Raw genomic sequence first — 13,231 nt, 5'->3', positions numbered from 1 at the left:
CATGGGCGACAACCCGATCAAGATCCACAACCTGCGTCCCGCCCCGGGTGCCAAGACCGACAAGATCCGCGTGGGTCGTGGTGAGGGCTCCAAGGGTAAGACCGCCGGTCGTGGTACCAAGGGCACCAAGGCCCGCTACCAGGTTCCGCAGCGCTTCGAGGGTGGCCAGATGCCGCTCCACATGCGTCTGCCGAAGCTGAAGGGCTTCAAGAACCCGTTCAAGATCACGTTCCAGGTCGTGAACCTGGACAAGCTGGCCGAGCTCTACCCGCAGGGTGGCGAGGTCACGGTCGAGGACCTGGTCGCCAAGGGCGCGGTTCGCAAGAACTCCCTCGTCAAGGTGCTCGGCACCGGCGAGGTCTCGGTTGCGCTGCAGGTGACGGTCGACGCCGTCTCCGGCTCCGCCGCCGAGAAGATCAAGGCCGCCGGCGGTACGGTCACCGAGCTCGTCTGAGCCCGCTGAACCCGCCGACAACCGGCTTCGAGCCCCGCACCTCCTCCGGGAGGTGCGGGGCTCGTGCTTTTACCGGCCCTTTCACTCCGGAGCCGAAATCCGGCGGCACCGGCCCTCGTTCTTTTGTGTGGCAAAACCGGGCATCCCGTACCCCCGTGAGTGGGGGAGCGGCCGTACGCGCTTCTTTCGAGTGGCCGCGCACTGTTAGAGTCCGTGGAGTTCCCTTGTAGGCTGCGCGTAGGCTCGCCTGTGCCGTCTGTACGGGAGCCCGAACCGCAAACTCCCCATTCCAGGACCGACCCTCCCGCCGACGACGCGCGGGAGGCGCAGGAGGCACCGTGCTCAGTGCGTTCGCGCGGGCGTTCCAGACGCCCGACCTGCGCAAGAAGCTGCTGTTCACGCTGGGCATCATGGTGCTGTTCCGGCTGGGCTCGCACATTCCGATCCCGGGCGTGAGCTTCACGGCCGTGAACGAGTGCGTGAAGGAGACCAAGAACAACGGCCTCTTCGGACTCGTCAACCTGTTCAGCGGTGGCGCGCTCCTCCAGCTGACGATCTTCGCCCTCGGCATCATGCCGTACATCACGGCGAGCATCATCCTCCAGCTCCTCACCGTCGTCATCCCGCGACTCGAGGCGCTGAAGAAGGAGGGCCAGGCCGGCACGGCGAAGATCACCCAGTACACCCGCTACCTGACCATCGCGCTCGCCGTGCTCCAGGGCACCGGCATCGTGGCGACGGCCTCCAGCGGTGCGCTGTTCTCGGGCTGCCCGCTGGCCAACCAGATCGTGCCGGACACCTCGGTGTTCCGGATCGCGGTCATGGTCGTCACGATGACGGCCGGCACCACGGTCATCATGTGGCTGGGCGAGCTGATCACCGACCGCGGCATCGGCAACGGCATGTCGCTGCTGATCTTCACCTCGATCGCCGCGCAGTTCCCGTCCTCGATGTGGGCCATCAAGCAGTCCGGCACCATCGGCGGCGGCTGGGTCGAGTTCCTCTCCGTGGTCGCGGTCGGCGTCATCGTCGTGATGCTGGTCATCTTCGTCGAGCAGGCCCAGCGCCGGATCCCGGTCCAGTACGCGAAGCGGATGATCGGCCGCCGTGCGTTCGGCGGCACCTCGACCTACATCCCGCTCAAGGTGAACCAGGCCGGTGTCATCCCGGTCATCTTCGCCTCGTCGCTGCTGTACATCCCCGCCCTGGTGGTCCAGCTGACCAACAGCCAGGCGGGCTGGGCGGTGTGGATCAAGCAGAACTTCGTCAAGGGCGACCACCCGATCTACATGGCGACGTACTTCCTGCTGATCGTCTTCTTCGCCTTCTTCTACGTCGCCATCTCCTTCAACCCCGAAGAAGTTGCCGACAACATGAAGAAGTATGGTGGCTTCATCCCGGGCATCCGGGCCGGCCGGCCGACGGCCGAGTACCTGAACTACGTGCTGACCCGTATCACGTGGCCGGGTTCGCTCTACCTGGGCCTGATCGCGTTGATCCCGATGATCGCCCTGGTCGCCTTCGGACAGCAGACCAACTTCCCGTTCGGCGGCACCAGCGTGCTCATCGTCGTCGGCGTCGGACTCGAAACTGTGAAGCAGATCGAGAGCCAGCTCCAGCAGCGCAATTACGAAGGGTTCCTCCGCTGATGCGTATCGTCCTCGTTGGTCCTCCCGGGGCCGGGAAGGGTACTCAGGCGCACCTGCTCGCCGCGACCCTGTCCATCCCCCATATCTCCACCGGCAACCTGTTCCGTACGAACATCAGCCAGGGCACCCCGCTGGGGCTCGAGGCGAAGTCGTACATCGACGGCGGTCGGCTGGTCCCGGACTCGGTGACCATCGGGATGGCCGAGGACCGGATGCTCCAGGAGGACGCCGCCAACGGCTTCCTGCTCGACGGCTTCCCGCGCAACCTGGGCCAGGCCGAGGCGCTGGACGAGTTCCTCACCGCGCAGGGCATCAAGCTGGACGGTGTGCTGGACCTGGAGGTCCCCGAGGACGAGGTCGTCAAGCGGATCGCGGGCCGTCGCCTGTGCCGCAAGAACGACACCCACGTCTTCCACGTCGCCTACAACCCGCCGAAGGTCGAGGGCGTCTGCGACGAGTGCGGTGGCGAGCTCTACCAGCGCTCGGACGACACCGAGGAGGCCGTGCGGGTCCGGCTGGAGGAGTACCACTCCAAGACCGAGCCGATCATCGGCTACTACAAGGAGCAGGGCCTCCTGGTGACCATTCCGGCCCTCGGCAAGGTGGACGAGGTCACCCAGCGCGCGATCGAGGCGCTGAAGCAGAACGGCTGAGGTCCCTCAGCGAGGTACGACGTACGGCCGGGGCGCCCGTGGAGCGGGCGGCCCGGCCGTTTCGGCGTCGTACGGTGGTAGGCAGTGGTAATCCGGACTTGGAAGGCGTGACCCTGATGGTGGAGATCAAGACCCCCGAGCAGATCGCGAAGATGCGAGCGGCCGGGCTGGTCGTCGCCGAGGCCCTGAAGGCCTGCCGCGAGGCGGTCGCTCCCGGGGTGACCACCCAGGAGCTCAACGACATCGCCGACAAGGTGATCACCGACCACGGCGCCACCTCGAACTTCCGCGCCCACCACGGTGGCCTGTGGTTCCCCGGGGTGATCTGCGCCTCGGTGAACAACGAGGTCGTGCACGGCATCCCGGGCGACCGGGTACTGCAGGAGGGTGACGTCATCTCGATCGACTGCGGCGCCATCCTGGACGGCTGGCACGGCGACTCGGCGATCACCGTGGCGGTCGGCGAGGTCCGCCCGGAGGTCGAGATGCTGAGCCGGGTGACCGAGGGCTCGATGTGGGCCGGCATCGCCCAGATGAAGAAGAACAACCGCCTGGTGGACGTCTCCAAGGCGATCGAGGGCTACATCCGCCGCCAGCCGCTGCCGCCCAAGGGCAAGTGGGGCATCACCGAGGGCTACGGCGGCCACGGCATCGGCACCGCGATGCACATGGAGCCGCACGTGCTGAACTACGTCGAGCGCGGCCGCGGCAAGGGCCCGAAGCTCGTCCCCGGCACCGTGCTGGCGATCGAGCCGATGGTCTCGCTGGGCACCCCGCACACCACCGTCCTGGAGGACGACTGGACGGTCGTCACCAACGACGGCACCTGGGCCTCGCACTGGGAGCACTCGGTGGCCGTCACCGAGCAGGGCCCGCTGGTGCTGACCGCCTTCGACGGCGGCAAGGCCGAACTCGCCAAGCTGGGTATCACCGCGGCTCCGGACCCGCTGGCCTAGTCGTCGCGGCGGCGGACCGCCGTTCCTGACAGGGGATCAGGGCCCTGGGGGTTTGGGCCCCCGGGGCTTTTGTCCTATTTTTATCGGCTGGTAGTGGCAGCAACGGCTTACGAGCGAGCAGGAGAGAGCACGTGCTCAAGGGATTCCGCGACTTCATGATGCGCGGCAACGTCGTCGACATGGCCGTCGGTGTGGTCATCGGCGCCGCGTTCACCGCGGTGGTGACCGGCTTCGTGTCCGCGTTCCTCACCCCGCTGGTCGGCGTGGTGGTCGGCGCGGCCGGCGACTTCAGCTCGTACAAGGCGACCGTCGCCGGGGTGACCTTCCCGTACGGCCAGTTCCTGAACGTGGTGATCGCGTTCGTGATGACGGCCGCGGTGCTGTACTTCTGCGTCGTGCTGCCCATCACCAAGGCCACCGAGCGCTACCTGCCGAAGAAGCCGAAGGCCCCGAAGCGCCCCTGCCCCGAATGCCTGACCGAGATCCCCCAGGCCGCCCGCCGCTGCTCGGCCTGCACCGCCCACGTCGAGCCGCTGACCGTCTCCACCGGCGTCTGAGGCGCGCGGTGTGACGGCGGACTCCTTCCGGTACCCCCGTTTTGGACCGCGGGGCGCGCTGGCGTAGGATGGACCGTCGGCTCACTCGTAGCGTGCTTCAGCACGCCCTCTTCCCCTCGGGGCTGGGGTGAACCCAGGTTCGCACGAGCGTTCCGCATACGGTAGCCGGTCCCGGAAGGTGGATCTCGCAGTTCATGGCTAAGAAGCAAGGCGCCATTGAGATCGAGGGCACCGTGATCGAGTCTCTTCCGAACGCGATGTTCAAGGTCGAGCTGCAGAACGGTCACAAGGTCCTCGCGCACATCAGTGGCAAGATGCGCATGCACTACATCCGCATCCTGCCGGACGACCGGGTCGTCGTGGAGCTCAGCCCCTACGACCTCACGCGCGGCCGGATCGTCTACCGCTACAAGTAAGAACGTCAGATCTAGACCCGGAGAACCTGAAACATGAAGGTCAAGCCGAGCGTCAAGAAGATCTGCGACAAGTGCAAGGTGATCCGCCGCCACGGCCGGGTCATGGTGATCTGCGACAACCTGCGCCACAAGCAGCGCCAGGGCTGATCTCTCCCCAGCATTTCTCGTAGTACTTCGCGCGACGCGAAAACGTCATAAGCGGGTCACCCGATCCGTCCCGAAGCGGGACGGACTGCCGCCCCCGGTCAGAGGCCGGGGCTCCATCGTCGAGAGGCGAAGGAGTAGGTGGCACGCCAGACCTCTGAAGAACCACAGGAGCCTTGAATGGCACGCCTCGCCGGCGTTGATCTCCCCCGTGAGAAGCGGATCGAGATCGCCCTCACCTACGTGTACGGCATCGGCCGTACCCGCGCCCAGCAGACCCTCGCCGAGACCGGCGTCAACCCGGATGTCCGCGTTCGCGACATCTCCGAGGAAGACCTGGTCAAGCTGAGCCAGTACATCGACGCCAACTACACGGTCGAGGGTGACCTCCGCCGTGAGGTGGCCGCCGACATCCGCCGCAAGGTCGAGATCGGCTGCTACGAGGGTCTGCGTCACCGCCGTGGCCTGCCGGTCCGCGGCCAGCGCACCCACACCAACGCGCGTACCCGCAAGGGCCCGCGTCGCGCGATCGCCGGCAAGAAGAAGCCGGGCAAGAAGTAGTCCGTCCCGTAACCGGACATCCCTCCGGCCCGCGGGTCAGCGGACCGACCACCTCAGTAGGAGAACAGACTTATGCCCCCCAAGGGTCGTCAGGCTGCCGGCGCGAAGAAGATCCGCCGCAAGGAAAAGAAGAACGTCGCTCACGGCCACGCGCACATCAAGAGCACGTTCAACAACACGATCGTCTCGATCACCGACCCCTCGGGCAACGTGATCTCCTGGGCCTCCGCCGGCCACGTCGGCTTCAAGGGCTCGCGCAAGTCCACCCCGTTCGCCGCGCAGATGGCCGCCGAGGCCGCTGCCCGTCGCGCGCAGGAGCACGGCATGCGCAAGGTCGACGTCTTCGTGAAGGGTCCGGGCTCCGGCCGCGAGACCGCGATCCGTTCGCTCCAGGCCACCGGCCTGGAGGTCGGCTCGATCCAGGACGTCACCCCCACCCCGCACAACGGCTGCCGTCCGCCGAAGCGCCGCCGCGTCTGACGCAGCGCCTTCGGGCACGCGGGTAACGCTTGAAACCTGGTACGGGGTCCCACAGCAGTCGGTTCAGACACTGCGTGCGGGACCCCGTACTCTTGGTCCTGTCGGCATCAAATAGTGGGTGCCGAAGACAACTGGAGGAAATCCCCTCATGCTTATCGCTCAGCGTCCCTCGCTGACCGAAGAGGTCGTCGACGAGTTCCGCTCGCGGTTCGTGATCGAGCCGCTGGAGCCGGGCTTCGGCTACACCCTCGGCAACTCCCTGCGCCGCACGCTCCTGTCGTCGATCCCGGGTGCCGCTGTCACCAGCATCCGCATCGACGGCGTCCTGCACGAGTTCACCACCGTGCCGGGCGTCAAGGAGGACGTGACCGACCTCATCCTCAACATCAAGCAGCTGGTCGTCTCCTCGGAGCACGACGAGCCGGTCGTGATGTACCTGCGCAAGCAGGGCCCGGGTGTCGTCACCGCCGCCGACATCGCCCCGCCGGCGGGTGTCGAGGTGCACAACCCCGAGCTGGTCCTCGCCACCCTCAACGGCAAGGGCAAGTTGGAGATGGAGCTGACCGTCGAGCGCGGTCGCGGCTACGTCTCCGCCGTCCAGAACAAGGCCTCGGGCCAGGAGATCGGCCGCATCCCGGTCGACTCGATCTACAGCCCCGTGCTGAAGGTCACCTACAAGGTCGAGGCCACCCGTGTCGAGCAGCGGACCGACTTCGACAAGCTGATCGTCGACGTCGAGACCAAGCCCGCCATGCGTCCGCGCGACGCCATGGCCTCGGCCGGCAAGACCCTGGTGGAGCTGTTCGGCCTCGCCCGCGAGCTGAACATCGACGCCGAGGGCATCGACATGGGCCCGTCCCCGACGGACGCCGCCCTGGCCGCCGACCTGGCGCTGCCGATCGAGGAGCTGGAGCTCACGGTCCGCTCCTACAACTGCCTCAAGCGCGAGGGCATCCACACCGTGGGTGAGCTCGTCGCCCGCTCCGAGGCCGACCTGCTCGACATCCGCAACTTCGGTGCGAAGTCGATCGACGAGGTCAAGGCGAAGCTGGCCGGCATGGGCCTGGCCCTCAAGGACAGCCCGCCCGGGTTCGACCCGACCGCCGCCGCCGACGCCTTCGGCGCCGACGACCTGGACGACGCGGGTTACGCGGAGACCGAGCAGTACTGAGAGACTTGACCGCGGGGGCGGTTCCCCGGAACCGCCCCCGTCGTCGTGAAAGCCGTACGGGCACAGTGCCCGTACGCCCGCTGCGGTACCTGGTACGGCCGCAGTCGGAGATTCGAGGAGTAATTCCATGCCGCGTCCCACCAAGGGTGCCCGTCTGGGCGGTGGCCCGCACCACGAGCCGCTGCTGCTCGCCGGTCTGGCCCGTGAGCTGTTCCAGTACGGCCGCATCACCACCACCGAGGCCAAGGCCCGCCGCCTGCGCCCGCTGGCGGAGAAGCTGATCACCAAGGCGAAGAAGGGCGACATCCACAACCGTCGCCTGGTGCGCAAGACCATCACCGACGTCTCGGTGCTGCACACCCTCTTCACCGAGATCGCGCCGCGCTACGAGAACCGCCCGGGTGGCTACACCCGCATCACCAAGATCGGTCCCCGTCGTGGCGACAACGCCCCGATGGCCGTGATCGAGCTGGTCGAGGCGCTGACCGTCGCGCAGACCGCCGTCGGCGAGGCCGAGGCCGCCACCAAGCGCGCCGTCAAGGAGGCCGACGAGGCCGCCGCCGTGGAGACCAAGGCCGACGAGGCCGAGGCCGCCGAGCAGGCCTGACACCTCTAGGTGTGTCGCGGGCCCGCTCTCCCTTCACCGGGGGAGCGGGCCCGTTCCTTGTTTCCGAGGTCCCCGGGAGAAGAGAAGCAGTGGTCAACGATTGCGCCGAGCAGCCGCCGGTGAAGGACGGCCCGGCCGACGGGTACGTCCGGGTCCGGCTCGACCTCGCCTACCAGGGCGCCGAGTTCTCCGGCTGGGCCCGCCAGAAGGGCGGCCGCCGGACGGTCCAGGAGGAGATCGAGACCGCGCTGCAGATCGTCACCCGCAGCCCGGAGCTCTTCCCGCTGACCGTGGCCGGGCGCACCGACGCCGGGGTGCACGCCCGCGGCCAGGTCGCCCACGTCGACCTGCCGGCCGAGCTGTGGGAGGCGCACCGGGAGAAGCTGCTGCGCCGGCTGGCCGGGCGGCTGCCCGGGGACGTCCGGATCTACCGGGTCGGCGAGGCGCCCGCCGGGTTCGACGCCCGCTTCTCGGCGATCTGGCGCCGGTACGCGTACCGGGTCGCCGACCACCCCGGCGGGGTCGACCCGCTGCTGCGCGGGCACGTGCTCTGGCACGACCGGCCGCTGGACGTGGAGAGGATGAACGCGGCCGCGGAGCTGCTGCTCGGCGAGCACGACTTCGCCGCGTACTGCAAGAAGCGCGAGGGCGCCACCACCATCCGCACCCTGCTGGAGCTGCACTGGGACCGCGTCCCGGTGGACACCTACGCGAGCCAGGAGGGCACCCTCGCGGTGGCGACCGTGCGGGCCGACGCCTTCTGCCACAACATGGTCCGGGCGCTGGTCGGCGCGATGCTGCTGGTCGGCGACGGGCACCGGCCGGTGGAGTTCCCCGGCGAGGTGCTGGCCGGCGGGGTCCGCAACTCGGCCGTCAACGTGATCCGGCCGTACGGGCTGACCCTGGAGGAGGTCGGCTACCCGCCGGACGACCAGCTCGCCGAGCGGAACCGCCAGGCCCGGCGGATGCGCACCCTGCCCGGTCAGCCCGCCGCTTCGTAATCCGTTTTGGCCCGGGGCGTGCGCTTGGGACAATCCTTCCCATGGGACACGTCGAGATTTCGCACCTGGAGTACTACCTGCCGGACGGGCGGGTGCTGTTCGACGACGCGTCCTTCCGGGTCGGCGAGGGCGCCGCGGTCGCCCTGGTCGGCGCCAACGGGGCGGGCAAGACCACCCTGCTGCGCATGATCGCGGGGGACATCCAGCCGCATGGCGGCTCGGTGACGATCAGCGGCGGGCTGGGCGTGATGCGCCAGTTCGTCGGCACCACCGGCCGAGAGGACCAGTCCGCCACCCCGGGCGCGCTGCCGGCCGACGCCTCGGTGCGCGACCTGCTGGTCTCGGTCGCCCCCGAGCGGATCGCCAGGGCGGCCCGCGCGGTGGACGCGGCCGAGCTGGCGATGATCGCCCAGGACGACGAGAAGACGCAGATGGCCTACGCCCAGGCGCTCTCCGACTGGGCGGACGTCGGCGGCTACGACTACGAGACCGACTGGGACGTCTGCACCACGGCCGCCCTGGGCGTGCCCTTCGACAAGGCCCAGTGGCGCGGTCTGAACACCCTCTCCGGCGGCGAGCAGAAGCGGCTGGTGCTGGAGGCGCTGCTGCGCGGCCCCGAAGAGGTGCTGCTGCTCGACGAGCCCGACAACTACCTGGACGTCCCGGCCAAGCGCTGGCTGGAGGAGGCCATCAAGGCCACCTCGAAGACCGTCCTGTTCATCTCGCACGACCGCGAGCTGCTCTCCCGCACCGCCGACAAGATCATCAGCGTGGAGTCCGGCGGCGCCGGCAGCAGCGTCTGGGTGCACGGCGGCGGCTTCGACACCTTCCACGAGGCCCGCAAGGCCCGCTTCGAGCGCTTCGAGGAGCTGCGCCGCCGCTGGGACGAGGAGCACGCCAAGCTCAAGAAGCTGGTCGTCACCCTGCGCCAGGCCGCCGCCGTCAGCCACGAGATGGCCTCCCGCTACGCGGCCGCCCAGACCAGGCTGAAGAAGTTCGAGGACGCCGGCCCGCCGGAGGCGCCGCCGCGCGAGCAGACCATCACCATGCGGCTCAAGGGCGGGCGCACCGGGGTGCGCGCCTTCACCATGGAGCGGCTGGAGCTCACGGGCCTGATGCAGCCCTTCGACCTGGAGGTCTTCTACGGCGAGCGGGTCGCGGTGCTGGGTGCCAACGGCGCCGGCAAGTCGCACCTGCTGCGGCTGCTGGCCGGTGACACCACCGTCGAGCACACCGGCGACTGGAAGCTCGGCGCCCGGGTCGTCCCCGGTCACTTCCGGCAGACCCACGCCCACCCGGAGCTGTTCGGCCGCACCGTCCGGTCGATCGTCGAGGAGGAGCACGCGCTCAGCCGCGGCGCCGCGATGGGCGCGCTGCGCCGGTACGAGCTGGACCGCCAGGAGGAGCAGAAGTTCGAGTCGCTGTCCGGCGGGCAGCAGGCCCGGCTGATGATCCTCAAGCTCGAACTCTCCGGTGTGACGGCCCTGTTGCTCGACGAGCCGACCGACAACCTGGACCTGGAGAGCGCCGAGGCGCTGCAGGCCGGGCTGGAGGCCTTCGACGGCACGGTGCTGTGCGTCACCCACGACCGCTGGTTCGCCAGGACCTTCGACCGCTTCCTGGTGTTCGGCGCGGACGGGCGGGTCTTCGAGTCGCCCGAGCCGGTCTGGGACGTCACCCGGGTCGAACGCGAACGCTGAGTGACGGCGGGAGGGGCGGCGGGCGATTTTTGACCGCTTCCCGCCCGCCCGGTAACCTGGACGCTTGATGTGCGTATTGGCTCGCTCTATCTCACGTGAGAGGTCGGTACGCCGGAGACATCAGGTCGACGACCAGCGGTCCCCCTTGAATTGCGTCCAAGGTTGGCCAGGCTGCTCTTCCGTCCGGGTGCTCCTGTCAGGACTCACTCACTGAAAAGCGAAGGCTACGACCGTGCGTACGTACAGCCCCAAGCCCGGCGACGTCCAGCGTCAGTGGCACGTCATCGACGCGACCGACGTCGTGCTCGGCCGCCTGGCTTCCCAGGCCGCCAACCTCCTCCGGGGCAAGCACAAGGCGATCTACGCGCCGCACGTTGACACTGGTGACTTCGTCATCATCATCAACGCCGACAAGGTGCACCTGTCCGGTAACAAGAAGACCCAGAAGCTGGCCTACCGCCACTCGGGCTTCCCGGGCGGTCTCCGTTCGGTGCGCTACGACGACCTGCTGGCGAACAACCCGGAGAAGGCCGTCGAGAAGGCCATCAAGGGCATGATCCCCAAGAACAGCCTGGGCCGTCAGATGCTCTCGAAGCTCAAGGTCTACTCGGGCGACCAGCACCCCCACGCTGCCCAGCAGCCGGTGCCGTTCGAGATCACCCAGGTCGCGCAGTAATTCGGCCACCAAGCCCCCCAACACTGAAAAGAGCTGAGGAACACCGTGGCCGAGACCACTGAAACCCTTGAGGTCGACTTCGACGAGGCCGTTGAGGCCGTCGAGGGCGAGTACACCTCCGAGGAGAGCTACACCTCCGAGTCGCTGGCCGGCCGCTTCGGCGAGGCCACCCCGGGCGCCGGCCTCGGCCGTCGCAAGGAGGCGATCGCCCGCGTGCGCATCGTCCCCGGCACCGGCCAGTGGAAGATCAACGGTCGCACCCTCGAGGACTACTTCCCGAACAAGGTGCACCAGCAGACCGTGAACGAGCCCTTCAAGCTCCTGGAGCTGGACGGCCGTTACGACGTCGTCGCCCGCATCAGCGGTGGCGGCGTCTCCGGCCAGGCCTACGCGCTGCGCCTCGGCGTGGCCCGTGCCCTGAACGAGGCCGACGTGGACAACAACCGCGGCGCCCTCAAGAAGGCCGGCTTCCTGACCCGTGACGCCCGCGCCGTCGAGCGCAAGAAGGCCGGTCTGAAGAAGGCCCGCAAGGCGCCGCAGTACAGCAAGCGCTAATCGCGTCCCCGGGGGTGCGGTCCGCCCTGGCGGCGCACCCCCTGGTTGCGCAAACCGTCGCCCCGGAGTACCTCGTGTACTCCGGGGCGACGTGTTCCCCGGCTAACGTGCGGCGGCCGGGATCATCGGTGGGTTCCGAGCATGGTGATGGAGGACGGGACAGTGGGACGACTCTTCGGTACGGACGGCGTACGCGGTGTGGCCAACGAGGGCCTGACGGCGGAGCTGGCGCTCGGCCTGTCGGTGGCGGCCTCCCACGTGCTCGGCGAGGCCGGCGCGTTCGACGGGCACCGGCCGGTCGCGGTGGTCGGCCGTGACCCCCGTGCCTCGGGCGAGTTCCTGGAGGCCGCGGTCATCGCCGGCCTGGCGAGCTCCGGCGTCGACGTCCTGCGGGTCGGCGTGCTGCCCACCCCCGCCGTCGCGTACCTCACCGGCGCGCTCGGCGCCGACTTCGGCGTGATGCTGTCCGCCAGCCACAACGCCATGCCGGACAACGGCATCAAGTTCCTCGCCCGCGGCGGCCACAAGCTGGACGACCGGATCGAGGACGCCATCGAGGCGCACTACCACAAGCACACCGTCGGCGGCGAGGACTGGAACCGTCCGACCGGCGCGGCCGTCGGCCGGGTGCGCGAGTACACCGAGGGCTTCGACAAGTACGTCGCCCACCTGATCGGCGTGCTGCCCAACCGCCTGGACGGGATCAAGGTCGTCATCGACGGCGCCCACGGCGCCGCCGCCTACGTCGCCCCCGAGGCCTTCGCGCGGGCCGGCGCCGAGGTCGTGCACACCCTGGGCGCCGAGCCCACCGGCCTCAACATCAACGACGGTGTCGGCTCCACCCACCTCGACCGGCTGCGCGCCGCGATGAAGGAGCACGAGGCCGACCTCGGCATCGCCCTGGACGGCGACGCCGACCGCTGCCTGGCCGCCGACGCCGAGGGCAACGAGGTGGACGGCGACCAGATCATCGCCATCCTCGCCGTCGCCATGAAGGAGGCCGGCACCCTGCGCCGCAACACCGCGGTGGCCACCGTGATGTCCAACCTCGGCTTCAAGCTGGCGATGGAGCGCGAGGGCATCGACCTGGTGGAGACCGCCGTCGGCGACCGCTACGTGCTGGAGGCGATGAAGGAGCACGGCTTCGCGCTGGGCGGCGAGCAGTCCGGCCACGTCATCCTGCTGGACCACGCCACCACGGGCGACGGCACCCTGACCGGTCTGATGCTGGGCGCCCGACTGGCCGCCACCAAGCAGCCGCTGGCCGACCTGGCCGCCGTGATGACCCGTCTGCCGCAGGTGCTCGTCAACGTCAAGGGCGTCGACAAGAGCCGGGTGAGGACCAGCACCGAGCTGGCCGCCGCCGTCGCCGCGGCCGAGACCGAGCTGGGCGCCACCGGCCGGGTGCTGCTGCGTCCCTCCGGCACCGAGCCGCTGGTGCGGGTCATGGTCGAGGCCGCCGACCCGGCGCAGGCCGAGACGGTCGCCCAGCGACTGGCCGAGGCGGTGCGCACCCACCTGGGCTGAGCCCCGGCGCGGGGGGGGGGCCCCCCCCCCCGCGGGGGGGGGGGGGGGGCGGGGGGGGCCCGCCCCGGGTTGGGCGCCCAGGCCCCCGCGCCGCGGGGGGGGCACCCCCAGCGGCGCACCGGGG

General features: G+C 69.2%; 16 protein-coding genes. All 16 read left to right on the top strand.

Annotated elements, in window-relative coordinates; all coding sequences use genetic code 11:
• The first annotated feature begins 1 nt into the window (after position 1).
• Positions 2-454 carry a 50S ribosomal protein L15 gene (gene rplO / locus ACH4J0_RS21745; protein ID WP_030280790.1) on the top strand — a complete coding sequence of 151 codons (453 nt, stop codon included), beginning with the start codon at positions 2-4 and terminating at the stop codon, positions 452-454.
• A gap of 338 nt (positions 455-792) precedes the next feature.
• Positions 793-2,103 carry a preprotein translocase subunit SecY gene (gene secY, locus ACH4J0_RS21740; RefSeq protein ID WP_033352689.1) on the top strand — a complete coding sequence of 437 codons (1,311 nt, stop codon included), beginning with the start codon at positions 793-795 and terminating at the stop codon, positions 2,101-2,103.
• Positions 2,103-2,756 (top strand): adenylate kinase, encoded by a 654-nt coding sequence (locus ACH4J0_RS21735; RefSeq protein WP_396242172.1) that lies wholly within the window; start codon positions 2,103-2,105, stop codon positions 2,754-2,756. The genes secY and ACH4J0_RS21735 overlap by 1 nt, the downstream gene beginning before the upstream one ends.
• A gap of 116 nt (positions 2,757-2,872) precedes the next feature.
• A complete protein-coding gene (map, locus tag ACH4J0_RS21730; RefSeq protein ID WP_207810345.1) occupies positions 2,873-3,712 on the top strand; it encodes a type I methionyl aminopeptidase in 840 nt (279 codons plus the stop codon).
• A 131-nt stretch (positions 3,713-3,843) separates the two neighbouring features.
• Positions 3,844-4,269 (top strand): large conductance mechanosensitive channel protein MscL, encoded by a 426-nt coding sequence (gene mscL / locus ACH4J0_RS21725; RefSeq protein ID WP_396242171.1) that lies wholly within the window; start codon positions 3,844-3,846, stop codon positions 4,267-4,269.
• A 194-nt stretch (positions 4,270-4,463) separates the two neighbouring features.
• On the top strand, positions 4,464-4,685 hold the full coding sequence (gene infA, locus ACH4J0_RS21720) for a translation initiation factor IF-1 (RefSeq protein WP_003956442.1): 222 nt from the start codon (positions 4,464-4,466) through the stop codon (positions 4,683-4,685).
• A 33-nt stretch (positions 4,686-4,718) separates the two neighbouring features.
• Positions 4,719-4,832, top strand: a complete 114-nt coding sequence (gene rpmJ / locus ACH4J0_RS21715) for a 50S ribosomal protein L36 (protein WP_003956441.1) — start codon at positions 4,719-4,721, stop codon at positions 4,830-4,832.
• A gap of 177 nt (positions 4,833-5,009) precedes the next feature.
• Entirely contained in the window at positions 5,010-5,390 is a 381-nt protein-coding gene (gene rpsM / locus ACH4J0_RS21710) for a 30S ribosomal protein S13 (RefSeq protein ID WP_097237495.1), read from the top strand.
• A gap of 72 nt (positions 5,391-5,462) precedes the next feature.
• On the top strand, positions 5,463-5,870 hold the full coding sequence (gene rpsK / locus ACH4J0_RS21705) for a 30S ribosomal protein S11 (protein ID WP_014136257.1): 408 nt from the start codon (positions 5,463-5,465) through the stop codon (positions 5,868-5,870).
• 148 nt (positions 5,871-6,018) lie between these two features.
• Positions 6,019-7,041 (top strand): DNA-directed RNA polymerase subunit alpha, encoded by a 1,023-nt coding sequence (locus ACH4J0_RS21700; protein WP_030055844.1) that lies wholly within the window; start codon positions 6,019-6,021, stop codon positions 7,039-7,041.
• 127 nt (positions 7,042-7,168) lie between these two features.
• Positions 7,169-7,648 carry a 50S ribosomal protein L17 gene (gene rplQ, locus ACH4J0_RS21695; RefSeq protein ID WP_380418021.1) on the top strand — a complete coding sequence of 160 codons (480 nt, stop codon included), beginning with the start codon at positions 7,169-7,171 and terminating at the stop codon, positions 7,646-7,648.
• 89 nt (positions 7,649-7,737) lie between these two features.
• Complete coding sequence (gene truA, locus ACH4J0_RS21690) at positions 7,738-8,649, top strand: tRNA pseudouridine(38-40) synthase TruA (protein WP_396242170.1); 912 nt, start codon at positions 7,738-7,740, stop codon at positions 8,647-8,649.
• A 41-nt stretch (positions 8,650-8,690) separates the two neighbouring features.
• Complete coding sequence (locus ACH4J0_RS21685; protein ID WP_396242169.1) at positions 8,691-10,349, top strand: ABC-F family ATP-binding cassette domain-containing protein; 1,659 nt, start codon at positions 8,691-8,693, stop codon at positions 10,347-10,349.
• Between the two features lie 232 nt (positions 10,350-10,581).
• A complete protein-coding gene (gene rplM, locus ACH4J0_RS21680; protein WP_030055846.1) occupies positions 10,582-11,025 on the top strand; it encodes a 50S ribosomal protein L13 in 444 nt (147 codons plus the stop codon).
• A 45-nt stretch (positions 11,026-11,070) separates the two neighbouring features.
• Positions 11,071-11,580: a 30S ribosomal protein S9 gene (gene rpsI, locus ACH4J0_RS21675; RefSeq protein WP_380418026.1), complete on the top strand. Its 510-nt coding sequence runs from the start codon at positions 11,071-11,073 to the stop codon at positions 11,578-11,580.
• Between the two features lie 162 nt (positions 11,581-11,742).
• Positions 11,743-13,107 (top strand): phosphoglucosamine mutase, encoded by a 1,365-nt coding sequence (gene glmM, locus ACH4J0_RS21670; protein ID WP_396242168.1) that lies wholly within the window; start codon positions 11,743-11,745, stop codon positions 13,105-13,107.
• Positions 13,108-13,231: the final 124 nt, after the last annotated feature.

This window comes from Kitasatospora sp. NPDC017646 (genome assembly GCF_044329365.1).
Taxonomy (GTDB): domain Bacteria; phylum Actinomycetota; class Actinomycetes; order Streptomycetales; family Streptomycetaceae; genus Kitasatospora.
The sequence above is the reverse complement of the archived record's forward strand: the minus strand, read 5'-3'. Positions and strand labels throughout refer to the sequence as shown.

Coding starts and splice junctions, on each gene's coding strand:
- rplO (WP_030280790.1), top strand. CDS start 2: ATGGGCGACAACCCGATCAAGATCCACAACCTGCGTCCCGCCCCGGGT.
- ACH4J0_RS21735 (WP_396242172.1), top strand. CDS start 2,103: ATGCGTATCGTCCTCGTTGGTCCTCCCGGGGCCGGGAAGGGTACTCAG.
- map (WP_207810345.1), top strand. CDS start 2,873: ATGGTGGAGATCAAGACCCCCGAGCAGATCGCGAAGATGCGAGCGGCC.
- infA (WP_003956442.1), top strand. CDS start 4,464: ATGGCTAAGAAGCAAGGCGCCATTGAGATCGAGGGCACCGTGATCGAG.
- rpmJ (WP_003956441.1), top strand. CDS start 4,719: ATGAAGGTCAAGCCGAGCGTCAAGAAGATCTGCGACAAGTGCAAGGTG.
- rpsM (WP_097237495.1), top strand. CDS start 5,010: ATGGCACGCCTCGCCGGCGTTGATCTCCCCCGTGAGAAGCGGATCGAG.
- rpsK (WP_014136257.1), top strand. CDS start 5,463: ATGCCCCCCAAGGGTCGTCAGGCTGCCGGCGCGAAGAAGATCCGCCGC.
- ACH4J0_RS21700 (WP_030055844.1), top strand. CDS start 6,019: ATGCTTATCGCTCAGCGTCCCTCGCTGACCGAAGAGGTCGTCGACGAG.
- rplQ (WP_380418021.1), top strand. CDS start 7,169: ATGCCGCGTCCCACCAAGGGTGCCCGTCTGGGCGGTGGCCCGCACCAC.
- ACH4J0_RS21685 (WP_396242169.1), top strand. CDS start 8,691: ATGGGACACGTCGAGATTTCGCACCTGGAGTACTACCTGCCGGACGGG.